Raw genomic sequence first — 24,862 nt, 5'->3', positions numbered from 1 at the left:
ATTTATCGCTTCAAAATTACAGAAAAGCGGGCCTTCGGGTCCGCTTTTTTGCTTTGAATTATCCGGATTGCTTTAGCCCGCCCAAGCGCGAATGGTTTTGCGGTTAATCTCCAGCTGTTTCTCAACAGGCTGTTTGTAATAGTCCGGCGCCATGCCCGAAATCCAATCTCCATAGTTTGGATTTGGCAGCATGAAAAACTTCGTACCGAACGCTTCGCTATTGGCTGCGACGAAAGTGCGGCGTTGCTGGTTATTCTTATGATAAGTGGCGCTTCCGAAATCATTCAGATTGTCACCAACATAGACCACCACATCGAAGCCAGCTGCTTTGACGGCGTCAAAACGCGCCTGTTTGTTGGATTGACCACTATTGAGAAGCAGGGTCTTCGCTGAGACCCCGGGAAAGCCGAGCTTCCTGATGTTGGCAGCTGTATGGTCAAATGATTTGGCATCACGGTTCGTGACATAGAACATTGTGCCTCCATGCGAATTCACATAGCGCGCAAACTCGACAGAGCCCGGGATAGGTCGTGCCTGTTCGGCAGCCACCCAACGACCCCAGGTCTTCTCCGTGTACGGCACATTATGCTGGATGCGCCATCCGGCATAAGCCGAATTGTCGATCATCGTCTCATCAAGATCAACGATCACCGCTTTCCTGCGTCCCTTCCTCACCTTTGCCGTATCGAATGCTTTACGTGCACCGTTAAAGGCCTGATAGGCAAGCGCATCATATTCGCCCGATTGTTGCATCCAGTTGAGCGCACTCACATTCTGCTGCTCCAATTGATGGCGGGCCGCATGCTGATCGGTCATACAACCGGACAAGGCTGCGGAACAGGCAAGCGCGATTGAAATTGGAAATACTGCTTTCTTCATAAAGTCCCTCTCTGAAAGAGAAGTATTTGCCAACACGCTCCGTGTTCTCACAATCGCGGTTTATCGCTCGCGCAATCTTGCACCCTTCGTATGACGGGCAGCGCTCTAACTATTGAATTTGCGCATCGTGCTTTCGAAAAATCGATTCGGATTTTTGGGCTCATGCCGTAGACGCAGTTGCAAGCCCCGGCGACAACATTCATGAAGAGTGAAGCCCAAGATTCTTCGATAATGGAACACGCCCATGTCTACGACTGAACGTTTCGCCAACACGCCGCAACCGCCCTACTTCGTTGTGTCATTCTCGTCGCAACGCTTCGGCGATGATGGAGGTTATGGTGAAATGGCCGAGCGCATGGCAGAACTTGCTGCACGGCAGCCTGGCTATATCGGTGTTGAAAGCGCACGCGATGCCGAAGGATTTGGCATCACCAATTCATTCTGGACGGATGAAGAAAGCATTCGGGCATGGAAACGCGATGTCGATCATCTTGTCGCGCAAAAACTTGGTCGTCTGCAATGGTATGAAACTTATCGCGTTCGCATTGCCCGTGTAGAACGTGCATACGGATTTGAAGCAAAAACCGCATAAAGCAATCTCCCAATTTGCTTCATGAAGCGCTATGAGAGTTGAGACGCCATCCGGGAGCCGGCCATGCCCTCTAAGACGATTGACCATGCTTTCACTGCCCGCAGCCTGAACAGTGCTGCCACTGACCCCACCCACGCGGGTGTGTTGTCATTCATGCGGCGCCTTTATAGTAAGTCGCTGAAAGGGGCCGAAGCCGTCGTCTGGGGCATTCCGTTTGATGCAGCGGTTTCCAACCGACCCGGCGCGCGGTTTGGTCCGCAGGCGATCCGTCGTGCGTCAGCCATTTTCGATAACGATCCGCAATATCCGTTTGAGCGCGATCTGTTCGAAAATCTCGCTGTCATCGACTATGGCGACTGCCTGCTTGATTACGGCAATCATTATAAGACGCCTACAACGATAGAACGGGAAGCCGCGAAGATTCTCAAATCTGATGCGTTTTTGCTGACGCTTGGCGGCGATCATTTCGTAACTTGGCCCCTACTCAAAGCCCATGCTGCGAAATATGGTCCGCTGGCACTGGTTCAATTTGATGCACATCAGGATACATGGTTTGACGATGGCAAGCGGATCGATCACGGTTCTTTCGTAGCCCGTGCCGTGCGGGATGGAATTGTCGATCCCGAGCATTCTATCCAGATTGGCATTCGCACGCATGCGCCGGAAGACTGCGGTATCAAGATCATCTATGGCCATGAAGTTGAGGATATGTCAGCGCAGGCAATCGCCGACGAGATTCTCAAACGCACAGCTGGCAAAAAAACCTATCTGACGTTCGACATCGATTGTCTTGATCCGGCCTTTGCACCAGGAACCGGAACACCCGTTGCTGGCGGTCCCTCTTCGGCAAAGATGCTTTCCGTGCTTCGCAAGCTGACGGCTCTTGATTTTGTGGGCGCCGATGTGGTCGAGGTTGCACCGGCTTACGATCATGCCGATATAACGGCAATCGCCGGAGCGACCATCGCAATGTATTATCTTGGGCTTCTGGCTGAGCAAAAAGCACGACGACGATAAATGCTGCTCAGAAACTGATTCAAGCAGCTCAAAAATTGATTCCGAATATTGGCGTAACTTTCTGAAATCCAAAGGCAAAGCGCATGAAACCGAAAATCTTCATCGACGGCGAACACGGCACCACAGGTCTGCAAATCCGCAGCCGCCTTGCCGAGCGCGACGATCTTGAAGTTATTTCCATCCCGGAAGCCGAGCGTCGCAACAAGGACTTGCGCGCTGACTATCTGCGCTCTGCCGATATTGCGATCTTGTGCCTGCCGGATGACGCGTCCAAGGAGGCTGTTTCACTGCTCGAAGGTCACAACTCGACCCGGATCATCGATACTTCGACTGCTCATCGTGTGCATACTGATTGGGCCTACGGCTTTGCAGAACTTGCCAAGGGTCAGCGTGAGCGCATCGCAGAAGCACGCCTCGTCGCCAATCCGGGCTGCTATCCGACCGGCGCAATCGCGCTTGTGCGTCCATTGCGCGATGCGGGATTGTTGGCAGCTGATTATCCGATCAGCGTCAATGCAGTTTCCGGCTATACCGGCGGCGGCAAGCAGATGATTGCGCAGATAGAGGACAAGAACCATCCGGAGCATCTTGCGGCCAACAATTTCCTCTACGGTCTGCCGCTGCGTCACAAGCACGTTGCGGAACTGCAATTGCATGGCCGCCTGGATCGCCGCCCACTCTTCAGCCCAAGCGTCGGCCGTTTCCCGCAAGGCATGATCGTTCAGGTACCACTGTTCGTGACTGAACTTGAAGGCTCACCGTCGCTTAAGGATGTCCATAACGTTTTGACCGCACATTATGCCGGGCAGAATATCGTCGAAGTTGTTTCGCTGGAGGAAAGCAGCCAACTGCCGCGTGTCGATGCGGAAGAGCTTGCTGGCAAGGATGGCATGAAGCTTTTCGTGTTTGGTACGGAAGGTGACAATCAGGTCAATCTCGTGGCGCTCCTCGACAATCTCGGCAAGGGCGCATCGGGTGCCGCTGTTCAAAATATGAACCTGATGCTCGGCAAAGCCTGATGACGGAAAGGCCGATATTCCCCGCCGAATGGAATATCGGCTCTTATGTGCCGCTCGCAGACACGCATTCCAGCCTCGTCTGGAAAGTCGAACGTAGCGATTATCCAGGCGAGTTTTTTGTTATCAAGCAGCTGAAACCTGCAGGAATGGAAGAACTGCGCGGCGCGCATTATCTCGACTGGCAGGACGGCCATGGTGCCGCACGATTATACGGCCTCAATGGCACATCGATGCTGCTTGAATATGCGGGCGACTATCATCTTGACGAGCATCTGAAACGCGGCAAGGATGCCGAATGTTTGCAGATATTCGGCGAGGTTCTGAACGCGCTGCACACGCCCTCTCCTGCCCCGATACCGGCTGATTTGCAACCACTGGACAAGCATTTTTCCGGTCTCTTCGCAGTAGCAAACGAAAGCTCTATCTATGCGGATGGCACGGCGGTCGCGAAGTGCCTGCTGGCGACGCCGCATAATGCTATTCCGCTGCATGGTGACATTCACCATGAGAACATAATCAAGGGACCGCGTGGCTGGCTTGTGATTGATCCCCATGGGCTGGTGGGGGATGCAGCCTTCGATGCGGCTAACATCTTCTACAATCCGCTCGATCGTGATGATTTGTGCCTTGATCTCGAACGCGCTCAGCGCATGGCAGAGCATTTCGCACCGATCCTCAAATGCGACCCCGCTTATGTCCTCGATTACGCATTTGCCTACGGCTGCCTCTCCGCCGCCTGGCATCGCGAAGATGGCAATGATGCCGATGAAGCACGGGAGCTGAAAATTGCTTCCGCGCTAAGGCATCTGCGTCAGACGGCTTACTCTTTGTAAGCGCCCTTTGTTGCGCGCCAATGTGCAACGGCGAAAGCCAGAACCATCAGGGCCACAAACTGGTGCGTGAGGCCGAGATCCAGCGGTACGCTCATCAGGAGCGTCGCGATTCCAATCGCTGCCTGCACCAATATCAGGCCGAGCAAAACGATTGTGCGACGGGCATGGGTGGTTGCTGCCGCATTTTTCCAAACCTGCACAGCATGAACAACCGCCAGAACCAGAACTGTGTAGGCAAACATGCGATGTACGAACTGTACGGTCTTGGGATTTTCAAACAGATTGCGCCACCATGGCGACTGGATGAACAGGTCTGACGGGATGATCGCCCCGTCCATCAGCGGCCAGGTATTATAGGTAAGACCGGCATGAAGCCCGGCGACAAGACCGCCAAGGTAGATCTGCACCAACACGGCAAAGACTAACCAGCCCGCAAAACGCTGGATAGACCGTTCCGCCGGGCGCTCGGTATAAGTGACGAGCCCCCGCGCGATATAAAACACCGCCGTTATGATGACGCAGGCTGTCGTCAGATGAATGGCAAGGCGATACTGGCTGACACTGGTAAGCTCGCTCAGTCCCGATGCAACCATCCACCAACCGATAGCACCCTGAAAGCCGCCCAGCGCCAGAAGGCCAAGCATCCGGTATTTAAGACTGCTGTTCAGGCGTCCGGTAAGCCAGAAGAAGGCAAGTGGAATTGCAACCAGAAAACCCACGAAGCGCGCGAGCATGCGATGCGCCCATTCCCACCAGAAGATGGACTGGAATGCTTCGAGCGACATGCCCTTATTGATCTGCTGATATTGCGGAATCTGGCGGTATTTATCGAACTCTTCCAGCCATTCGGCATGGTTGAGTGGTGGAATGACGCCGTGGATCGGTTTCCATTCAGTGATCGACAGGCCAGAGCCTGTCATGCGCGTCGCGCCACCGACCATGACAATAGCGATCAGAACGACAAAAACCGCATAGAGCCAATAACGGATCAGTCGACGGTTTTTATCCTCGCCGGATCTCACTGTGCCCTGCCCTTCATGTCGAACGGAAATTGCCGCCATGCCATCTCATCCTTCAATATTAAGTCTGGATTAAGTCAGGGATACATGCCGCATAGGAGAAGCGGTTACAAGTCAGGTTCACGCGACATGCCGACGCGTTTTCTCTTCCTTTGCGCGTTCTCACAAGCTAGTGAAGAAGTGGATAGAGGAGAATGACATGCCCGTTCGGCTGAAAAAACTCATAGGCACATTTCTGCTGGTTGCTCTTGTGATCGTCTATGCAGTTTTTGCAACAATCATAGCCGTGGCTCAGCTTGGTAATTCGCCTGCATGGGTGCACCTCCTTTATTTCTTCTTCACCGGTATTCTCTGGGTATTGCCTGCAATGGGAATCATCTGGTGGATGGCTCAGCCTCCGCGCCCAAAACGTCGTTGATTAATTTGCGGGGGCAAACGAAACGTGACTGATGAAGCCGGAGCCAGTCTGACGCCACGTCTCGTTACCGACTACGCGCAACTGCGTGACTTCTGGACAAAGCCGGGCGCACTACATGGCAATGCGCAAACTTTCGACTGGATCGACTGCTGGCGCAGGCATGTCAATCCGGACAGTCTGGTTGCCGGTCTGTTTACCAACGATACGCCGATCATGATGCTGCCGCTTGAAGCTGCCAGCGAGAATGGTGCACGTGTGTTGCGCTATCCGGGCGGAAGTCACGCAAACTGCAACTTCCCCTGGCTTGACGGTTCGGTCGACCACGCATCCGTGAGCCAGCTTGTGTCGGCCATTCGAACCGCTCGACCAGATATCGATATGCTTTCGCTAACAAGGCAACTGCCCTCTCTATCGGGCGAAGATAACCCTTTATTGCAGTTGAAGAATATCGAGAACCCCAATCCTGTGCTTGCTGCGTCTCTCGGACATGGTTTTGATGCCGTGCTTGGGCGGAGCAATACAAAGCGGAAACTCAAAAAACATCGTCAGCATGGACGTCGTTATGAAGAATCCGGCGGTTGGCGCATTTACGCTCCGCAGTCTCGTAAAGAAGCCTATGAGATACTCGATATTTTCTTTACTCTCAAGGCGCATCGATTCAAGCAAATGGGGATCCGTGATCCTTTTGCCGGTGCACATATTCAGGCATTCTTCAAAGAGCTTTACGGCGATGCGGCTGAAAGCCAGAACGCGGTATACCAACTGCAAATTCTTGAAGTCGGTGGCAAGATCCGCTCACTTATAGGTAAAGCCTTCTCAAAAGATGGTCCGACCGTTGAATTCAACGCGATAGCGGATGACGAGTTAATAACTGCCAGCCCCGGCGAGTTTCTGTTTTTTGAAGATATCAAGAAAAGCTGTGGCGCTGAACTGCCAGTTTATAGTTTCGGTATTGGCGATGAGCCGTATAAGCGAGAATGGTGCGATATCGAATCGCGCATCTACGACGCCTTTGTCCCGTTGACGACCAAAGGCAGAGCATTCACCGCTCTGCAATCAATACGCAGCCAAGCCGTCGCAACGGTCAAAAGCAATCCCCGCCTATGGCGGTTCGCGAAAGCACTCCGCAGCAAACTGGCAAAGCGCTAAGATTTAACAATAAGCAGCTCTCAATTTGATTCAGACGAGAGTGCTATCTTGTTGATCGTGAATCGAAATCAGGCTGTTGGTTGCGATGCATCAGGGTTAGCACCCGTTGTGCGCTCAGGATTTGTCCATCAGAATGATGACGTCTTCATAGCCACCCTGATCCATATCGAGCGCTGCCGTGACAACGCTGTTATCGTCGGGGTCGACAATATTCATGATGACGACCGCTGGACCATCTGCAATACGGCGTATCTGTCGCGATGTGGACGGACCGCATTCAACCACCACGAAATCATAAACCGTTTCCAGCGCGTCCAGGATGTATGGCAGGCGATCAGCCGAACGCATCGCGCTCTCCGGCGGCACGTTTCCGAGCGGCATTACATGCGCCTGAGAATAGTGATCTGTATGAATGACATCGTTGAAACGCCGCTCACCAGCCAGAAGCTCAGTAATACCGGCTCGGCTGTTGCCGTCGAGCATAACCAGACCCAGCGTGCCGAAGGCCGTCATATCGATCAGAATAGCGCGTTTGCCCCGATCCGCCAGCTCCCGCAGCAGACGCACAGTTGCAGCTGATGCGTTATCTCCTTCCGGAGATACCGCAATGACCCGCTTCAAACTGCCATCAATCAGGCGGTTGGCCACTGTCTTCACACCATTTGGATTTTCTGGCGCCTCTTCCTCAGAGACAATTTTTGATCCCGACATGAAAGGCGAAGTCCAGCGTCGTACAGGCTTACCGGAAGCTTCCAGTTCTCTTTCAGAAAGTGGGGTAAAAGCCATGTCAGTTGCCGCTTCAATCACCGGCATTTCGATTTCTTCCACTGCTGTAATACGGCGTCCATCCACGCTGACAAAGGCGCGTCCACTGAACAATTCACGGAGCAATACGAAAATCGAAAGGAGCAACAGTCCAGCAACAAAGGTCGCGCTGACAACCGGCCAGGTTTTTGGATAATAGGGCAATCCCGGCGCATCGGCGCGCGAGAAAATCCGTGCGTCAGCAGGGACATAGTTACGATCCGTACGCGAAGCAGCTTCGCGATAGCGTGTCAGATAGGTTTCAAGAAGTTGGCGTTGTGCAGCTGCTTCACGTTCAAGCGCCCGCAGTTCGACTTCCTGCTCACCAGCCTGCGCCGCCTGCGCCTTGACGCGGTTTAACTCACGGTTGAGTTCATCTTCGCGCAGTCTTGCAGCACTCACCTCGTTGTTGAGGCTCGCCAAAAGCTTGCGCCCTTCCACATTGATTTGCTGGTCAAGATCGGCGAGTTGCGAGCGCAACGATTTAATACGCGGATGGCCTTCAAGCAGCGTCACCGAAAGATCAGCAATTTGCGAATTGAGCTGAATGCGACGTTCAGAAAGCCGCTGCATCATACCGGACGCTACAACATCCGGCAGGGTATCAACAGGGACACCGGCTGCAAGCGCTCTGCGAATGCTTTCCGCTTTTGCTTCAGACGTCGCACGGTTTGAACGCAGCCGCGTCAATTCCGTCGAGACTTCGGATAGCTGCTGGGTGGCAATGGTGCTGTTTGTCTGCCCTGTCAAAAGGCCATTCGCTGCACGATAGTCTGCGACCTTCTTTTCCGAATCCCGTACTCTGCCGCGCAAATCCTCGATTTCTGGCGCAAGCCAACCGGTTGCATCATCATTAGACTGGAGTTTTGCAGCGCTTTGCAGCGCGATATAGGCGTCAGCCACAGCATTTGCGATGCTGGCTGCTTCCTGCGGATTTGCAGACGTATATTGGACAACAATCACACGCGAACCGGTGATGTTGAAGACCTCTAAATTCTGGCGCAACTTTTGCAGTACACGCTCTTCAGGTGTCAGACTGGCCGGATTATTGCGCATGCCAAGAAGAATCAAAGCGCGCGTCCAAGGCTTTATATTCGTTGAGGTAAATGCATCATTGTCTGTGAGCTTCAGCTTGTCGGAAACCTGTTTCAACAGATCTCCGGAAGTCAGCACTTCAACCTGACTTTTAACCCCTTCCGGGTCCATCAACGGTCGCTCAGTCGTAGCGTCACCATTTGGGCGTGTGAAAACGGATTCACGGGATTCGATCAGAATACGGGTCTCAGCGCGATAATCAGGCGTCAGAAGGAGGCATATGATCCAGGCAAGCACTGCCATAATGACCGCGCCGCTGACAATCAAAAGCCAATTGCGGCGCAAGCTCGAAAAGAGCGCGCCAATATCAATATCTGCGTCTTTCGACTGCCTATCGACTTCAGACATTCTCATACTCCGCCCGATACTCCGCCCAACACTCCGGATGCGCGGTGCTCGAACAACCGCCTCGCTATTTGTTCTTACGCATTATCCAACGCAAAACCGCTTCGCACTTTTACTGGAAATGCTTCAAAGGTATCGCAGGCCAATTTTGTAAGAAAATGTAAACGAACAAGGTAACCAGAGGGTTAAACTGTCTATTTGTTCGACCTTGCGGGAAAGAGAGAAAGTTTTTCCGGAACCGCACCACTTCTTTACCAGCCATTAACCTTAATCAAACGATAACGTCATGTATCAGCATTCGGATATTTCCCGTCCGAATCTACAAATGCGGCAATGCTTTTCGGAAGAGACCGAGGCGACAATGACGATGCAGAAAACTCATAAAAAGCGCACAGGCCGGCTGGTTCTTGTTGCGCTTGGCCTTGCGGCGATGACGCTTTCCGCATGCTCGAGCTATCGCCCTGCCCCACCGGCATTTCATGCCGCATTAAACGAACCCTATTTGCTCAATGCTGGCGACCGTGTGCGCGTTACCGTGTTTGAGCAGGCAAGCCTCACCAATAATTATAGCGTCGACCAGTCGGGTTACATCGCGTTCCCACTTATCGGCAGCGTTCCGGCAAGCGGAAAAACCGTAAAGCAGCTTGAAGGTGTTATTGCCTCAAAATTGCGTGGTGGCTATCTGCGCGATCCAGACGTAAGCGTCGAGGTCGACCGTTATCGCCCGATCTTCATCATGGGTGAAGTGGGTGGTGCGGGCCAATATTCATACGTGCCAGGCATGACAGTGCAAAAAGCAATCGCTGCGGCTGGCGGATTTACTCCACGCGCCAATCAGGAAAGTGTCGATATTACACGTACTATCAATGGAGACGTGATGACAGGGCGCGTACTGATCTCTGATCCGGTCCTGCCGGGCGACACCCTCTATGTGCGCGAACGTCTGTTCTGATGGCGATAAATGTCTGATGAAAAGCACAATGCGCCCCTACGAATCGTCCATTGTTTTCGAGAACCTGCGGGTGGCCTGTTCCGCCATGTCCGCGATCTCATCAGCATTCAGGCTTCAAACGGGCATCAGGTTGGCATTCTCTGCGATGCGACGACCGGCGGTCCGCGCGAAGATGAACTACTGGAAGAATTACGACCCAAGCTTGCGCTGGGCATCCATCGTATCGCCATGCAAAGACATATCGGTATTGGCGATATCAAAGCAGCATACAAAGCCTATCGCATTGTCAAGAAATTGCAGCCGGACATCTTGCACGGCCATGGCGCCAAAGGTGGCGTTTATGCGCGTCTGTTCGGCTCAGTTCTACGGGTTTTTAAGTCTCGCGTAGCCCGTATCTACTCACCGCATGGCGGCAGCCTGCATTTTGACAGAAAGACGCGTCGTGGCGGCGCGGTCTTTCTGGTCGAAAGGCTGCTGGCTCCGCTCACTGACGCTGTTCTGTTCGTTTCAAACTTCGAGAAGCGGACATATGAAGAGAAGGTTGGCAGGCCATACGACCTCCATGCGGTTATCTATAACGGCTTGTCGGATGAAGAGTTTGTTCATACGGCGACCGCACCTGACGCTACTGACTTCCTGTTTATAGGAACGATGCGTGCGTTAAAGGGGCCGGATCTGTTGATCCGCGCCCTTGCTTCTCTTCGTGACAAACATGGTGAGCGCTTTACCGCCACTATGGTCGGCGACGGCACGGAGAAGCCTGATTTTCTGGCACTTGCAGATGAGCTCGGTGTGGCTGATCAAATCCGCTTCCTTCCCGGCATCGCCGCACGAGAAGCATTTCCGCTCGGCAAAATCATGATCATTCCATCCCGCGCGGAAGCATTTCCTTATATCGTGTTGGAGGCGCTGGCCGCTGGCAAAGCCGTCATTGCGAGCAATGTTGGCGGCATTCCGGAAATCTTCGGCCCCAACTCCCCGGCTCTTGTTGAACCAGACATCGAGTTGCTTGCAGCCAAGCTGCTTGCAGTTGTGAATGATGAGAGTGGTTTTCTCTCATCAATGCCCAACAGCATGCGCCTGGGCGAACGGTTCAGCCTTCAGGCAATGGCACATTCTATAGAATTGGTTTACCGTGAAGCACGTTCCTGAAAATCTCGCAGCCGCCAGGACCGTTTGATCAGCAAATCCTTAGGATTTGGCATTAGATATAGTCCGGCACTTTGATTAGCAGGGGTAAAATTGTGCGGGATATTGATGCGCCTTCTCCAATCGATCCTGAGGCAAGCAATGCCAAAGATACGAGTGGTTCCAGACCGAGCGAACAGATCGGATTGAACGCCATGGCGCGCCAGATGGCTGCGCAATACGAACGGAATACCCTGTCGCCGACCATGCTGAGTGGTGTGATACGGCTCGTTGAATTTGGCATTGTTTTACTGTCCGGCATTCTGAGCTTTGCTTACTACGTCAGTTTCAACACCTCGCTCCTTATCTACTATCTCCTCATCATGCTCGCGGGCGGCGGCCTCTACGTGCTTTTGATGGAAATAAACAATGGCTATCAGATCAACATTCTTCGCAGCCCCAGCCGCCATCTGAAACGCGTGATCATCAGCTGGGCAACCGTGCTGGGAGCTGTTGCCGTAGCAGGCTTTCTCTTCAAGGTTTCGTCGGATTTTTCGCGCGCCTGGTTTCTGATCTGGGCCTTGAGCGGCATGATCGTGCTCATCATCTGCCGACTCTTTGTCTCGTGGAGAATCCGTCGTTGGGCACGAAATGGTATTATGGAGCGTCGCGCTGTCATTGTGGGCGGTGGCCCCAATGCCGAAGCACTGATCCGTACACTTGAACAGCAACCAGACAATGACATTCGCATCTGCGGTATCTTCGATGATCGCGACGACAAGCGTTCGCCGCCCATCGTAGCAGGCTACCCCAAACTCGGAAATATCAAGGAGCTGATCGAGTTTGCGCGTATTGCGCATATCGACATGCTGATTGTTTCACTACCAATCAGCGCCGAAGAACGCATTCTGATGATCCTCAACAAGTTGTGGGTCTTGCCCGTCGATATCCGCCTGTCAGCGCTTAACAACCATCTGCGTTTCCGCCCACGCGCCTATTCCTATATCGGCAGCGTGCCGATGCTCGACATTTTCGACAAGCCAATTAACGACTGGGACTCGGTTGCCAAACGTATTTTCGACATCACCTTCAGTCTGCTTGGCATCGTCTTTCTTTCGCCCATCATGCTGGCAACCGCAATTGCCATTAAGCTCGACAGTAAAGGCCCGGTGATCTTCAAGCAGAAGCGTCATGGCTTTAACAACGAAGTCATCAATGTCTGGAAGTTCCGCTCGATGTATGCAGAGCAGAGCGACCCGACTGCACGCAACGCTGTCACGAAAAACGATCCCCGCGTGACCCGCGTCGGGCGCTTCATCCGCAAGACATCCATCGACGAACTGCCGCAGTTCTTCAATTCGTTGACGGGTTCACTGTCGCTTGTCGGCCCGCGCCCACATGCGGTGGCCGCACACTCGCACAACGTGCTCTACAATGAGGTCGTAGACGGTTACTTTGCGCGCCACCGCGTCAAACCGGGTGTAACTGGCTGGGCGCAGATTAATGGCTGGCGCGGTGAAATTGACAATAATGACAAGATACGTATGCGCACAGAATATGACCTGTTTTATATTGAAAACTGGTCGCTCTGGTTCGATCTAAAAATCCTGTTCCTGACACCCATCAGACTTCTCAACACGGAAAATGCCTATTGAGGACGGTCGCAAACAGAGCCAGCGATATATCGACACCTTACCGCGTTTTACCTGCAACAGAGGTTGCAGGTAAGCGCGCTTTAAACAGGATTATCGCCAATTTTGCCATCGGACTTGGTATTTTTCTGCTTGGTTTCGTGATGAGCGAACCCGCTCCCTATGAGCTTTATATGGTCGCGCTCATAGCTGTGGCCCTGCTTTTTGGGATGCGGCTGACACGAACGAACCTGGTGTTGCTAGCCCTGCTGACTCTATTCAACTTCGGCGGCATGGTTTCAGTCATGCAAATGGCGGATACGAAAGATGCACCGCTATATATCGCCGTTTCGCTATTCCTTGCCTTCACGGCTGTCTTTTATGCTGCAATTATTGAAGCAGACTATCGTCGTCTGAAAACAATATTCAACGCCTATCTTCTGGTCGGCATCCTGTCGTCGTTGCTCGGCATTGCGGGCTATTTCAACCTGTTTCCCGGTGCCGATGTCTTTACCCGCTTCGGTCGTGCGATGGGTGGATTTAAAGATCCGAATGTTTACGGGCCGTTTTTGGTGCTCCCCTTCACATGGAGCCTTTACCGCATCATGAAAGGCAACGGCCGAGATCTGCTCGTCTATTTGCCTTTATGCTGCATACTGACACTTGGCATACTGGTTTCTTTCTCGCGTGCTGCCTGGGCCATGGCACCGTTCTCATTTCTCTGTCTTTTTGCAGTTTTGTTTCTTCAGAGCGAGAGCAACAGATTTCGCTTGCGATTAATCGCAATCGGTCTGCTTGCCGTTCTTGTCATTGTTCTGGCTATTGTGCTGCTCCTGCAAATTCCCGATGTACGAGCATTCTTTTTCGAGCGCGCGCGCCTGGAGCAAAGCTATGACAGTGCGCGTCTGGGCCGGTTTGCCCGACACTGGCTTGGCATGGTGCTGGCGACAGAACACCCTTTGGGAATTGGACCGCTGGAATTTGGCCCCATGTTTGGCGAGGACACCCATAATGTCTGGCTGAAAGCAGTGCTTGACTACGGCTGGATCGGTTTCATCGCCTTCATAACGCTGACATTCCTGACGCTGGCCATCGGTTTCAAACTGATGTTCAGAAACCGGCCATGGCAACCATTCCTGCTTTGTGCCTATGCGACTTATCTTGGCCACGTACTCATCGGCAACGTGATCGACACCGATCACTGGCGGCATTTTTATCTGCTCTTTGGCCTTATATGGGGGTGTGCCGGGTTGGAATATAAACACCAACGCGAAGTTGCTTCACACAATCAATACCAAGGAAATCTGCTTTGCAATTCTTGATCTATGCCGCCGCAGCTATATTCGAGATTGCGGGATGCTTCTCGTTTTGGGCATGGCTTAAACTGGACAAATCCCCGCTCTGGCTCATTCCTGGCTTGGTTTGTCTCGCCCTTTTTGCCTATCTGCTGACGCTGATCGAGAGCGACGCTGCGGGACGCGCTTACGCCGCTTATGGCGGGATTTACATTATCGCATCGATTGTGTGGATCTGGGCCGCCGAAGGCATGCGTCCAGATCGCTGGGACATTATCGGCGCGACCGTAGCTTTTGCCGGAGCGTGCATTATTCTCTTCGTTCCACGCACTTAGAACACCTACCGAAAAGTGTAAAACGCTTCAGCTGATCTTGCTGAATTCGATATAAAAATCGCGGATACCCGACGCAAGAAACTGTACGGCCACACAGGTCAGCAGAAAGCCCATGATTTTTGTCACTGCCTGCATACCGTGTTCACCGAGCACCTTCTCGATGAGCGGTGCGGAGGACAGTGCGAGATAGGCTACGCAGATCGTTATAGCGACACCCAAAATAACGACCACATGGCCGACAATGGAGTGTTCAGATGGTATCTGCGACGCGAAGCTCATGACAACCGCTATAGAGCCCGGGCCTGCGAGGCTGGGCATTGCCAGCGGTGAGAACGAATAATCCAGATCAGCCTTTTTAATATCGGCAGGCTCTGCATCTACTTCCGACGACGAATCCTCACCGGAGAAAATCATTCGCAGCGCCAGAATCATGATGATCAACCCGCCGGCTACACGAATACCCGGCATGGATATGCTGAAAAGCGAAATGATCCCGTTCCCAAGTAGCAGGAAAGCAGTCAGAATCGAAAATGCATATATGCAGGCTTTTCGTGCCTGAACGCGTTTGTTTTCAGCACTCATGCGTTTAGTCAGCGACATATATAATGGAATTGTGGTCAGGGGATTCATGATAGGCAAAAGACCGATCACAACGATCGACACGTATTTTACAAACTCAATAATCAAACTCATTCCATTCAGCCTCAAACACCAAGCATATCTGATAACAATATCGCAGAAAAACTTGGATAAACAGTGCTTTAATACGACCAGCTACCGCATTCGGCTGCCGGTTAACACTTGGAAAGTCGATCAAGTACCTATGCAATTTCGGCCATCTTAAGGCGCATTAAATTATATCAAAAGGTCAAATTATTACTGTGGAGAATATTCCTATATGGAAATAAATATCGCGGTCTCTCTGCATCATCTACATTATTGCGAGCGCACAAGTGCGATTGTTAAAACAGAAAATTATTATTAAATTGCCTCATACTACAATGATAAAATTTTGTATTTATAATTCATGGATAGTGCCGATTAGTTATTTCTCTAAACTCCATTGAAACGAAAGGGTCACGTTGCCCCCGTACGTGATCTTTTGAATATGTATAAGGTTAAGATTGCCCCGCTGACAGCAGGGGCTTTTTTTTGACCTGTTTTTTGAAGAAATCCTACAGAAAAACGACTGCAAAACTCGACACTTCAATCATATCTATCGTCAGTACCTGCCCACTCCACTCGCGACTAGAGCATAATTCCTTAAACTTGGATCAGTTTAAGGTAAAATTATGCTCTAATTTTAAAGTGTTAGAGCGACCTTTGCGCGCCCAATAAAGCGTCTGGGGCTCTAGCCGCTATCAACCTGTTTTGACAAAGTAATCGAGCCTAGACGGGAATTAACAAAGGCATCAAAAGTACGATCTCCTATGGAAAAATAATTTCACAACATCGGAGATTTATCAGCCGTTTTTAGATTCTGACTGCGAAGTTAAAGACTACGACCATCAGGGCATGATGATATTACCATGCATTCAATAGATTGCTGGATTGCAAACAAATTCACCGCATCCATATCGGTATTTCCCTTACCTGTGCGGCGACAAACGAACTGCCATTATAGTCAATCCGTTAATCAGAAATCAGATTTATAGTTTCTGACATTAGAATTACATAAACATCTATTCAAAATATCTACTTTCTTGGCAATAAATTCACCTATAAATTAAATTATATCATTTTAAAACTTGATTTTTTTAATTTTAGAATAGATGCTGCCCATAAAATCCTGGGGAGGAAAATGTGAATCTGAGAGAAATTATTCTTGGCGCGCCGAAAAAGAGGGAGCTCATGGCCTGCGACATGGAAACTGTGGTCAAACATGATGGCCGCGGCATCGACTTCACGCCTGACATCCACAAAGGAGTCAAGGTTTGCCGCGATATTTTGACCTCGGATGAAGGACTAGTTTACAATAGACGATGGTTATTAGAAAGAATCCAGGAATTCGGACTTGCGTATCAGGACTGGAGCTTGCTGGAGCACTTCAATCACTGGCGAAACACCAGTCATTTTGGGTTACAACAATTCCCAACAGAGTTTGCAGACTTTCTAATCCTTCTTGCGAGGATCGCTCCTAAGAATGGAGTTGAAATTGGTGTCTGGCGCGGTGCTTCTTCATATGTGATGTGTGCGGTCCTGCAACGAATTACCCCTGAGTACCAGCACACAATGATTGATATAGCTGACGGTGTCTTTGCCTTTGAAGAGTTCAGCGACATTTTGAATCTTAAGAAGGCAATTCCGTCCACATCGACGGATTTTCGTGGTCAAGAGTTCGACTTTGTTTTCATTGATGCTGATCATTCATATGATGGTGCAACTACTGATTATTTAAACTTGGGAAGATACGCCAAGAAAATTGTGGCCTTCCACGATATCCATGCGCACGAGTATGATCATCTAAATGGAGGAACGGTGCGTACCTGGCGAGAGTTCAAAGCGGCCAATGCAACAACAATGTCTATTTTGGAATTTGCGCATTCGCCAGTCCCATGGATGGGTATTGGGGTAGGAATTAAGCAATAGATAGCAAACAAGCCAAATCTCTCGGAAAAAATATTCCGAGAGATTTATTTCTGAAACCTTTTTGGCAAGTTTATCATCATTACTGTTGATCTTCTGGGAGTTGACTAATCCGAACCGGTAAAATTTCTTTTGCGTTACCGACTACACGAATGTTGGCATATTTGCCATTAGTTCACAGCTGCGTACAATGAATACGCGGATAGAATCCGAACTGACGTTCTATTCTGAGTCAAGGACTTGCGGCGATTGAACTCGTCAGAAAAAGATGTGCCCATCTCCTTTTCCCACCCTAAGTTCAAACAAAAAACACAAAATCTTGGCGCGTTAAGCGGGATGTCTTCTTTCGCTATGATTGCCTTCAGCGAACCCAATCAAATAGTGGAGGAAACTATTGTTCTTTTGGGACTTATTTGGAAGAGGAGCAATTATCTGACGTTCTCAATGGGAATTTCACGTGCACGCCCGTCCACTTTGACAAAGCTGGCGACGCCTTCTTCAGCAAGCACGCGCATGTTTCTGGGTTCGCCTAACTATCAAACGATGAAGTTTTGCTTCATGGTGTGCAAGATACCAACAAAATATATCCCAATCCTATTCGAATAAGCCAATGCTATCGGCACCGATACCCCAGCAAAACGTCTCTTACATAAGCAGATACATCCGAACACTCTGAATTAGAAACGCAATGTATCATACAACATCAAAAACTGTCGCGGATAAGACGAAAAATATTCTGTCCATCTCTTTGGACTTGTATCAGTAATGGTCGGAGCGGCGGGATTCGAACCCACGACCCCTTGACCCCCAGTCAAGTGCGCTACCGGGCTGCGCTACGCTCCGAGCCGGAGAAAGCCCTAGAATATAAAGGCTTTTCCCGCAAGCCCCTAAAATAAGAAAAAAGAACAAACTGAACACAGATGTAAGTTCCGTGGCGCGTCAGAACAAAAAACGCCACGAGAAACGCCACGTGTGTTCTTAATCCGTTCTACACCTTTTTTGGGGCGATATAGACGAACATGTCAACCGCCCTACCTCCATTCAAAACGGAGGAGCGCATGTGCGGACGTTTCACACAGACATATACATGGGCAGAGATACACGCGATGTATTCGCTCATTCCGGCTACGCCCCGGAATATCCAACCTCGTTACAATATCGCACCAACAACGCAAGTTGGCGTCATCACGCAGGATGGTGATGATCTGACCTACTCCGAAATGCGTTGGTGGCTTGTGCCGTCTTGGTGGTCGAAGGATTTGAAAAGCGTCCCGGCGACGTTCAATGCTAGATCGGAAGACATTGCGAGCAAGCCTATGTTCCGGGCGGCGTTCAAAAGCACACGCTGCCTTATTCCTGCAACGGGCTTCTTTGAATGGTCAGGACCGAAAGAGGCGAGATTGCCTTGGTTCATTTCGGCTAAAGACAGCAAGCCACTCACCTTCGCGGGCCTATACGAGACGTGGCGCGACCGGGCCACAGGCGAGGAAGTGAAAAGCTGCACCATAATCACATGTGCAGCTAACGGCTTCATGGCGACCATCCATAACCGCATGCCGGTCATCCTGCAGGAAAGCGACTGGCGCGCTTGGCTGGCCGAACCACGAACAGACCTCTTGAAACCCGCCAATGATGACGTGTTGCAAGCATGGCGGGTATCCACGAACGTCAATTCCAGCCGATACCAAGGCGAAGACACCATGGAAAGGATAGAACGATGAACGGACCAAAACAATCAGGTGACTACCCAGACCGTGACATTGATTGTCAGGAACAGATAGCGCCAAGACTTATTGATATCTTGGACCAAGCCGAAGCGTCGGGATGGGACAGGCTCGAAGCGGCCAACGCTCTCGCACAGGTCGCTAACGGCATTCATATGGGAGAACGGGGAACGGACCCGAACGAGTGATCACATCAATGGCTCCAGACCTGCCACTCTAACCACCGGATTGTAACAATTGCCGCTTGCAACCATTAATGTATTATTAATATGATAAGAAAGGCAATTTCGACTGGGGCATGCGGGGAGACGGTATTTGTTTTCAACTATATCAATAACTTGTGCAAACTACACACTTATGTTGACTTCCACAGAAGTGTGGAGTGGACTATATCCATGAATGCGAGCGAACTTAAGCGTTTTCTCGCGAAAAAGGGGTGCACCTTTGAAAATCACAGAGGTGGAAGTGGGCATCTAACGATCTATTACAAGGGCAAAAAATCGCAACTGCCCATGCATGGAGGATCGAAAGAACTCGGTACTGGTTTGGTTCAGACCATAAAGAAGCAGCTCGGTATCGATTAACTGGAGAATAATATGGCTTGGTATGAACTCACATTCCGTCCTGACGGAGAAACTTGGCTTGTGACCTCGCCGGATTTTGAAGAAGTTGTTACTTTCGGAAGCAATAAGGAAGAAGCCTGCAGAAATGCTCGTGATGCGATTGAAGAAGCAATCGCGGCTCGTATTGCTGAAGGATTGTCAATTCCGGCGCCTATGCGCGATGCCGCTGAGAAGGGCTACTCTGTGCAAATGCACATGATGGTCATTCTCAAAGCTGGCCTCTATATGGTCATGAAAGCAAAAGGAATGACCCGCGCAGATCTCATGAGGAAGTTAGAATGGCACCGAGAACAAGTGGATCGGCTGTTCCGCTTGGATCACCAGACCAAACTAGGTTCGCTGGAGGAGGCTTTCGAAGCCGTTGGAGAGCCTCTACGAATTGATATACCTTTCCCGCAACTGAAAGCGGCCTGAGTTATGCAACCCCGCTTCGGCGGGGTTTTTTATTGCAATGGCAGATATTAACAACGATCTTTCAGAGTGATTTCAAGCCGCCACTCACCACAAATGCAATGAATGCTGCGACCAACCCGCCAATAATCATCCAGTTGATGCGCGAGAGGGTCGAGTGAATGCTTTTGTTCGAGCTTTCCAGCCCTGTGAACCGCGTATCAATTCGGGCTTCCATGGCTACCCACTTCTCATCGTTCCGCGCACTGTCGATTTCTCGCTGGCGCTGCCATGCTTCGAGCGTGGTCAATCGCTGATTGTTAGACTGCGTTGCATGTTCCAGCCCGACTACGCGAGCACGAAGATCGTTTTCTTCCGGCATGTTCGTTGCATCCATCCGCCTGGTTGCCCCTATTACTTCTTGTCGTGAATAGCGCATTCATCTTTCGACCAGATACCACCGGCACAGCCGCGAACAATTGTCCGGTCGATCTTCCGCTGATCCGCTTCTGTTGCCCCTCGTGCGCCCATCAGGTCAGAGCCAAGGACATTACGGACGCCGCTCACATTTGCCGGTCCTAAATGTCCACACCCCGCCAGCGTCAATACACTCATCATAAGAGCGAGCAGCATCCAGAGCTTTGCCTGTGGCTTCATTGTTCTGTCTTTCGATCTTGGTTTCGATGCTGGCTTTGCCTGATAGCCTTCCGGCGAGATAGCTACCGCCAGCGATAAGGGCGGCAGCAGCAAGGGCAGCCAACAAGTATTTCAGCCAGTTCGGGATTAAGGCCCAGATCATGACCGGGTTTTCCTATAAATGCCCCAGAGAGCTAAACCGACGATGACTGCTGCTATCGCAACACGAACCCACTGACCGCTTGATAGCTCGTCTTGCTGGTTGGAAATGGTGCTGACAATCTCAGGGATGACAGGGCCAACGGTTGCAGCCGCACCGGCAGCGCCAGCGCCGCCGATAGTTGCTACGTCTGTCTTGTTGGCTTTCGTGGTGGCCGTGACCGTGTTTGACGATACGAATGCGCCCTTTGCCCATAATCCTGCTTCGGCGGCTCGCCGGTTCACAAGTCCTTGCACCTTCTTGCCGCCAGCATTCACCCATTTCATGAGTTCCACCGGAACGGCAGCATAATCTCCTTTGTTCAACTTCTTCAGCAGCGTGGATTTGTCCAGGGCTCCTGTGTTGAAATCGAACGAAACAAGAGCGGCGAACTGGTTGTCAGTCAGCGGCACCTTAACCAACTTCTCAACACGCGCTTCAAACTTTGCCAAGTCCTTAAGCAAGATACGTGATGCTTCTGCCTTCGTGATTGTCATTCCCGGCGTGACAGTTGGCGATCCAGCTGCGGACGTATGCCCGTAGCCAATCGTCCAGATACCAGCCACGTCTTTATATGCAGTCAGCTTAAGCCCTTCCCATTGCTGGATGAGCGAAAGCCCCGCCGCGTTGATGCGTCGTGCCATTGTGTTTTCCTATTATTGTGAGATGATGACCTTGCAAGCTGTCCTGACCCACATCAGAGCAAGGCGCATTACCCCGGTGGGCTTTGCGGTCGCCGGGGTTTTCTTTTGCCGTAAGCTACAGTAACCATTCAACGCTCGCAGAAGGGCTTGAAAACCCTGTGCCCTTCCGTGAGTAGCCCCGGTTCGTGCTTCCTTCATTCAACACGCCGGGGTTTTCCTTTCGGCATGAAAAAACCGCCTCAAGGACGGCTTGAGAATGAGTGTGTAAGCACGAAAGACTGAGGGACTTGCCGTTAAAGCTTAAACGCTTCACGCCAGAAGTCGTCTTTTTGTTCGACAGACCAGCCTAAAGAGATGCGCACCGTCTCACTTAACGGATGCAGGCGATTAAAGTTCTGCGCACCGATAATGAACATTTGCGCTTCAAACTGATCGTTTTCAGTCGGTAGCTGATCAATGATCGCCTGCAAAGGTGCAGGAATTACCCCGCCTTGCAGCGCCGCAAGTGCTTCCTGCCGCGTGATGATTTCAAGAACCGCGAGATACTGGAAGAACTGGCGGCGGCTGATTTCGTCCGGCGTTGCCTCCGGTTCAGGAGAAGGCGGTATGTATTCCCCGATGGGGGAAAAATCACCACTTAGAGCGGCGTCCCATATGCTTTGCCCCAACTTGGTTGCATACCCATCATGGACGGCAAAATGCCATTCGCCGTCGACGCCTTCAACTTCCGCTGTACCGATGAGTGCAACATGGTCAATATCGGCCCACTTCGCTGTAAGTATTTTCACGAGCTTCATTAGCCGACCCTCTTCCATTGCGTTGTTTTATTAGCGATAGACGAACTACCTCCGTTAGTATTGGAAACTCCGAGAGGTGCCCACGTACCGTAGTTCACTCGCCCACCGTCTGTAGCCTCAACGTTGCTCCAAGATAGATCGCCGCCACCTACGCTTTGCGGATTTGTATATGTCGTGTTGAGCATGAGGCGAAGAAATGCAGTTCCGCCGATGGGAACTTGTTCTGAAAGCAGGTAATCACGTGTGCGATTGTAACTGCGCGCCTCAATCCAATCCGAAAGATATCCACCGCCCCACTTGGAGCCTTGCAAGTTACCATCAGCAAAGAGGATGCCTGTGTTTCCTGCGACAACAGTTGTTGGTCGGAGTGATGACCTTACAGTTGATGAGGAATTTTCAAACCCGGAATACACCCAATTTCCGACGCCAGCCGCTATATCCCCGGCAGCGAACAACCCCCCACCTTTGGTAAAGCGCCACTGAACACCGGCACCATTCCAAAGGAACAGATCGCCATCGGCTCGTTGACCTATTTCAATGTGCTGGCCCGTAAAATCTCGCCCGCCACCAGCCATGCGCATGGCAACATCGCCAGCGCCAGAATTTCGGAGATCGAGAAGACCAAGAAAACCCGCAGAAGAACGGATAATCTGGAGGCCGTTGCTTAGAACGCCTCCAGTAAGCTGGAGATATCTATTATCAAAGAATGCCTGCAGAACCGCCTTCACCCTCGACCAGAGAACACGTTTGGATTTTCCACTATCCGCACTATCGGTGATAACAACTGCGTCAGCGTCTACAGGGGTATCTTTTGTGGCTGCATTGTTGATTGCTGATAGTACCAAGCCTTGCATTGCGGCGTTGTTCGTCGGGTTTATCAGTATCCAAGCACCCGCATTACTGTTCGCCGATGCATCAAAATGGGCCAAGTAAATGCCCTTAGCAGTGACGTCTGCCGCGTCAAGGTCGGTTGCGTCAGTATTGCCAGCAAAAATTTTGCGGAGTTTTAACCCTGTCCCGCCGTTCAAGCCGAGAGTGACGGCACCCGTATTTGTGACAAGAGCTTTAAACGCAACTGTCATGCCGTTTGGCGGCGTAGTTATTGCGGAATTTGTAGTGACAGTAATAGCGTTTGCGGTTCCGGCACCCGTTCGAATACCATTGTCGCCAATATACTCAGCAAGTCGCGCCATCATCTGCCGCGCGCTATCGTTGACAACGGAAGGGAACATGCCCTCCGACCAATTAATGTCTGCATCCGCCGTGGCATTATCGCCCGGCGTCGTGCTCCAATCGTAAACTGAGGCCATTGCTCATTCCATCTTTGGGAAAGCGCGCTTCACAGCGGGCTTGAGGTTTAAGCCATCCGGCCAGAAATAAACTGTGAGATGTAATCGGTCAGGCTTGGCACATTTGCTTGCCGCTGCATCGGTTGGAGTTGCATAGGCTGTTGCTGTGGCTGGTCCATATTTCCCAGCATTGCGAGCAATCCGCTCATCTTATCAGCTGTGGGAGCAGCATTCTGCGACATGGCTGCAAACAGCCCCGCTGGCGGCTGTGTATCGCTTTGCATTGGTGTTGCAGGCTGTTGAGCAATGTTGATTGGCTCTGGCAAGGCTGGTGCCGGAGTGCCGGGTGCTTGAGGTGGTGATGCAGGCTGTGCCGCGATCTGCGAGCCTAGGGACGATGCGATCTGGTTAGACCTTTCGATCCGACTATTCATGTGCGGAATACCAGGACGCAGAAACTTGTTCGAAACGATCTGAGCCGCTTGCGAAGGATCGTTGATGCCTTGCAGTGATTTTAAGACGCCGCCTTCCGGCGTATTGGCCAGTTCATGTTTCAGAAATCCGTAGTTGGCATCACGTGAAGTTGGGTCTAGCCCATTCTGTTTCGACCAAGCTTCAAACTGTCTGCGTCGTGGTCCGGTCCATTGAGCCCATCCAAAACCACCTCGCGATCCTTTGACCAAAGGTGATATTTCTTGGAGCTGGCGAAAGTTTCCGCTTTCATGAGAAAGATTCCCAGCGAAACCAGCTGCCGCAGCGGGCGTTAAACCAAAATCCTGCATTAGCTGTTGAGCCAGCCATGTACCAGTGTTTGGGGACATCTGTTACTCCATAGAAAAAGCCGCATCTCAGCAGCTTGCAGTAAGTCCTTAGAAGAATTATCTTCAAGACGGCGGTACAACGAAGGGGCTTTTATGAAGAAGTATTTATTGATTTCAGCGTTGTTTGCACTATCCGGATGTGTGTCGTCCAATGAAAGCGTGCCCGGTCCTTCGGGAAAAGCAATTCAAGAAGTGAAATGCTCCAGTTCGCCAAACGCATGCTTCAAAAAAGCTAATGCTATATGCAAGGGCCCTTATCAAGTGATGGACAGTTCCAGCAATGCGGGCGGTTTAGTTGCAGACATCATACCGGGACCAGTGACGTGGTATAGAATGAGCGTCCAATGCGGAAAATCCGACGGAAAAATGCCTTCATTTCCATTTCGAGGGCAGCAGTACACACCGACTCCAATTGTGGTAGCGCCACCATCTCAACCGCGCACGACGACCTGTAACCGCTTCGGCAACAGTGTTACATGCAACAGTTTTTGAAATGAAAAAAATCGACCATCAAGTAAGAGATAAGAAGCCATTCTTAGGGTTGAATGCTAAGCCGTTCTTCATTCAGTTGGCATTCATGCTGATATTGGTGATTTTCATAGTGCCTCACGCAAGAACATGGCTGGAAACCAAGATTTGTGA

At 51.2% G+C, this 24,862-nt stretch carries 28 protein-coding genes and 1 tRNA gene; 17 read left to right on the top strand and 12 right to left on the bottom strand.

Annotated elements, in window-relative coordinates; translation table 11 throughout:
• Positions 1 to 72 precede the first annotated feature (72 nt).
• Positions 73 to 879: a 5'-nucleotidase, lipoprotein e(P4) family gene (locus C9380_RS05060; RefSeq protein ID WP_105706761.1), complete on the bottom strand. Its 807-nt coding sequence runs from the start codon at positions 877 to 879 to the stop codon at positions 73 to 75.
• 244 nt (positions 880 to 1,123) lie between these two features.
• Here C9380_RS05060 and C9380_RS05055 point away from each other — a divergent pair, with 244 nt between their 5' ends.
• The 4 genes from C9380_RS05055 (at position 1,124) to C9380_RS05040 (ending at position 4,340) form a co-directional block, all read left to right on the top strand.
• Positions 1,124 to 1,471, top strand: coding sequence for an antibiotic biosynthesis monooxygenase family protein (locus C9380_RS05055; RefSeq protein ID WP_024897451.1), 348 nt, complete (start codon positions 1,124 to 1,126; stop codon positions 1,469 to 1,471).
• A 63-nt stretch (positions 1,472 to 1,534) separates the two neighbouring features.
• Positions 1,535 to 2,488, top strand: coding sequence for an agmatinase (speB, locus tag C9380_RS05050; RefSeq protein WP_100559232.1), 954 nt, complete (start codon positions 1,535 to 1,537; stop codon positions 2,486 to 2,488).
• Positions 2,489 to 2,571: 83 nt separating this feature from the next.
• Positions 2,572 to 3,507 (top strand): N-acetyl-gamma-glutamyl-phosphate reductase, encoded by a 936-nt coding sequence (gene argC / locus C9380_RS05045; protein WP_128093149.1) that lies wholly within the window; start codon positions 2,572 to 2,574, stop codon positions 3,505 to 3,507.
• Entirely contained in the window at positions 3,507 to 4,340 is an 834-nt protein-coding gene (locus tag C9380_RS05040) for an aminoglycoside phosphotransferase family protein (protein ID WP_024897448.1), read from the top strand. The genes argC and C9380_RS05040 overlap by 1 nt, the downstream gene beginning before the upstream one ends.
• Here C9380_RS05040 and C9380_RS05035 read toward each other — a convergent pair.
• Positions 4,328 to 5,401, bottom strand: coding sequence for a COX15/CtaA family protein (locus C9380_RS05035; protein WP_024897447.1), 1,074 nt, complete (start codon positions 5,399 to 5,401; stop codon positions 4,328 to 4,330). The two genes, C9380_RS05040 and C9380_RS05035, sit on opposite strands and share 13 nt — an antisense overlap.
• A gap of 157 nt (positions 5,402 to 5,558) precedes the next feature.
• Here C9380_RS05035 and C9380_RS05030 point away from each other — a divergent pair, with 157 nt between their 5' ends.
• Positions 5,559 to 5,777: a DUF2842 domain-containing protein gene (locus C9380_RS05030; RefSeq protein WP_024897446.1), complete on the top strand. Its 219-nt coding sequence runs from the start codon at positions 5,559 to 5,561 to the stop codon at positions 5,775 to 5,777.
• Positions 5,778 to 5,801: 24 nt separating this feature from the next.
• On the top strand, positions 5,802 to 6,926 hold the full coding sequence (locus C9380_RS05025) for a GNAT family N-acetyltransferase (RefSeq protein ID WP_128093148.1): 1,125 nt from the start codon (positions 5,802 to 5,804) through the stop codon (positions 6,924 to 6,926).
• Positions 6,927 to 7,040: 114 nt separating this feature from the next.
• Here C9380_RS05025 and C9380_RS05020 read toward each other — a convergent pair whose 3' ends face one another.
• The gene (locus C9380_RS05020) at positions 7,041 to 9,173 is read right to left on the bottom strand and encodes a GumC family protein (RefSeq protein WP_128093147.1); all 2,133 of its coding nucleotides are present in this window, start codon (positions 9,171 to 9,173) and stop codon (positions 7,041 to 7,043) included.
• 364 nt (positions 9,174 to 9,537) lie between these two features.
• Between C9380_RS05020 and C9380_RS05015 the strand changes: the two genes are divergently transcribed.
• From C9380_RS05015 to C9380_RS04995, 5 genes are all read left to right on the top strand, one after another.
• Positions 9,538 to 10,122: a polysaccharide biosynthesis/export family protein gene (locus C9380_RS05015; RefSeq protein ID WP_207487976.1), complete on the top strand. Its 585-nt coding sequence runs from the start codon at positions 9,538 to 9,540 to the stop codon at positions 10,120 to 10,122.
• Between the two features lie 9 nt (positions 10,123 to 10,131).
• Positions 10,132 to 11,274, top strand: a complete 1,143-nt coding sequence (locus tag C9380_RS05010; RefSeq protein ID WP_128093146.1) for a glycosyltransferase — start codon at positions 10,132 to 10,134, stop codon at positions 11,272 to 11,274.
• 92 nt (positions 11,275 to 11,366) lie between these two features.
• Positions 11,367 to 12,905 (top strand): undecaprenyl-phosphate glucose phosphotransferase, encoded by a 1,539-nt coding sequence (locus C9380_RS05005; protein WP_128093145.1) that lies wholly within the window; start codon positions 11,367 to 11,369, stop codon positions 12,903 to 12,905.
• Entirely contained in the window at positions 12,902 to 14,203 is a 1,302-nt protein-coding gene (locus C9380_RS05000) for an O-antigen ligase family protein (RefSeq protein WP_128093144.1), read from the top strand. Before C9380_RS05005 ends, C9380_RS05000 begins: the two co-directional genes overlap by 4 nt.
• Positions 14,191 to 14,511, top strand: a complete 321-nt coding sequence (locus C9380_RS04995) for a YnfA family protein (protein WP_024897439.1) — start codon at positions 14,191 to 14,193, stop codon at positions 14,509 to 14,511. Before C9380_RS05000 ends, C9380_RS04995 begins: the two co-directional genes overlap by 13 nt.
• Before the next feature lie 27 nt (positions 14,512 to 14,538).
• On the opposite strand, the gene C9380_RS04990 is transcribed toward C9380_RS04995, so the two are convergent.
• Positions 14,539 to 15,204 carry a MarC family NAAT transporter gene (locus C9380_RS04990; RefSeq protein ID WP_024897438.1) on the bottom strand — a complete coding sequence of 222 codons (666 nt, stop codon included), beginning with the start codon at positions 15,202 to 15,204 and terminating at the stop codon, positions 14,539 to 14,541.
• Between the two features lie 1,110 nt (positions 15,205 to 16,314).
• Here C9380_RS04990 and C9380_RS04985 point away from each other — a divergent pair.
• Together C9380_RS04985 and C9380_RS04980 are read left to right on the top strand one after the other, a co-directional pair.
• Positions 16,315 to 17,100, top strand: coding sequence for a class I SAM-dependent methyltransferase (locus C9380_RS04985; protein WP_128093143.1), 786 nt, complete (start codon positions 16,315 to 16,317; stop codon positions 17,098 to 17,100).
• Between the two features lie 246 nt (positions 17,101 to 17,346).
• Positions 17,347 to 17,703: a hypothetical protein gene (locus tag C9380_RS04980; RefSeq protein ID WP_128093142.1), complete on the top strand. Its 357-nt coding sequence runs from the start codon at positions 17,347 to 17,349 to the stop codon at positions 17,701 to 17,703.
• Between the two features lie 160 nt (positions 17,704 to 17,863).
• On the opposite strand, the gene C9380_RS04975 is transcribed toward C9380_RS04980, so the two are convergent.
• A tRNA-Pro gene (locus tag C9380_RS04975) sits at positions 17,864 to 17,940 on the bottom strand.
• Between the two features lie 215 nt (positions 17,941 to 18,155).
• Between C9380_RS04975 and C9380_RS04970 the strand changes: the two genes are divergently transcribed.
• The 4 genes from C9380_RS04970 (at position 18,156) to C9380_RS04955 (ending at position 19,858) form a co-directional block, all read left to right on the top strand.
• The gene (locus C9380_RS04970; protein WP_128093141.1) at positions 18,156 to 18,818 is read left to right on the top strand and encodes an SOS response-associated peptidase; all 663 of its coding nucleotides are present in this window, start codon (positions 18,156 to 18,158) and stop codon (positions 18,816 to 18,818) included.
• Positions 18,815 to 19,009 carry a hypothetical protein gene (locus C9380_RS04965; protein ID WP_128093140.1) on the top strand — a complete coding sequence of 65 codons (195 nt, stop codon included), beginning with the start codon at positions 18,815 to 18,817 and terminating at the stop codon, positions 19,007 to 19,009. Before C9380_RS04970 ends, C9380_RS04965 begins: the two co-directional genes overlap by 4 nt.
• A 207-nt stretch (positions 19,010 to 19,216) precedes the next feature.
• Positions 19,217 to 19,405 (top strand): type II toxin-antitoxin system HicA family toxin, encoded by a 189-nt coding sequence (locus C9380_RS04960; RefSeq protein WP_128093139.1) that lies wholly within the window; start codon positions 19,217 to 19,219, stop codon positions 19,403 to 19,405.
• 12 nt (positions 19,406 to 19,417) lie between these two features.
• Positions 19,418 to 19,858, top strand: coding sequence for a type II toxin-antitoxin system HicB family antitoxin (locus C9380_RS04955; protein ID WP_128093138.1), 441 nt, complete (start codon positions 19,418 to 19,420; stop codon positions 19,856 to 19,858).
• A 61-nt stretch (positions 19,859 to 19,919) separates the two neighbouring features.
• Here C9380_RS04955 and C9380_RS04950 read toward each other — a convergent pair whose 3' ends face one another.
• From C9380_RS04950 to C9380_RS04920, 7 genes are all read right to left on the bottom strand, one after another.
• Complete coding sequence (locus C9380_RS04950; protein WP_128093137.1) at positions 19,920 to 20,231, bottom strand: hypothetical protein; 312 nt, start codon at positions 20,229 to 20,231, stop codon at positions 19,920 to 19,922.
• Between the two features lie 17 nt (positions 20,232 to 20,248).
• Positions 20,249 to 20,401, bottom strand: a complete 153-nt coding sequence (locus tag C9380_RS28850) for a hypothetical protein (protein ID WP_247877552.1) — start codon at positions 20,399 to 20,401, stop codon at positions 20,249 to 20,251.
• Positions 20,385 to 20,633 carry a hypothetical protein gene (locus tag C9380_RS04940; RefSeq protein ID WP_128093135.1) on the bottom strand — a complete coding sequence of 83 codons (249 nt, stop codon included), beginning with the start codon at positions 20,631 to 20,633 and terminating at the stop codon, positions 20,385 to 20,387. The genes C9380_RS28850 and C9380_RS04940 overlap by 17 nt, the downstream gene beginning before the upstream one ends.
• Complete coding sequence (locus tag C9380_RS04935; RefSeq protein ID WP_128093134.1) at positions 20,630 to 21,313, bottom strand: lysozyme; 684 nt, start codon at positions 21,311 to 21,313, stop codon at positions 20,630 to 20,632. Before C9380_RS04935 ends, C9380_RS04940 begins: the two co-directional genes overlap by 4 nt.
• 293 nt (positions 21,314 to 21,606) lie before the next feature.
• Positions 21,607 to 22,110, bottom strand: coding sequence for a hypothetical protein (locus C9380_RS04930; protein ID WP_128093133.1), 504 nt, complete (start codon positions 22,108 to 22,110; stop codon positions 21,607 to 21,609).
• The gene (locus C9380_RS04925; RefSeq protein WP_128093132.1) at positions 22,110 to 23,306 is read right to left on the bottom strand and encodes a hypothetical protein; all 1,197 of its coding nucleotides are present in this window, start codon (positions 23,304 to 23,306) and stop codon (positions 22,110 to 22,112) included. Before C9380_RS04925 ends, C9380_RS04930 begins: the two co-directional genes overlap by 1 nt.
• Before the next feature lie 161 nt (positions 23,307 to 23,467).
• A complete protein-coding gene (locus tag C9380_RS04920) occupies positions 23,468 to 24,220 on the bottom strand; it encodes a phage tail tip lysozyme (protein ID WP_128093131.1) in 753 nt (250 codons plus the stop codon).
• Between the last annotated feature and the right edge of the window lie 642 nt (positions 24,221 to 24,862).

Origin of the sequence: Brucella pituitosa, assembly GCF_003049685.1 — a bacterium.
Classification (GTDB): Bacteria; Pseudomonadota; Alphaproteobacteria; order Rhizobiales; family Rhizobiaceae; genus Brucella; species Brucella pituitosa.
The sequence above is the reverse complement of the archived record's forward strand: the minus strand, read 5'-3'. Positions and strand labels throughout refer to the sequence as shown.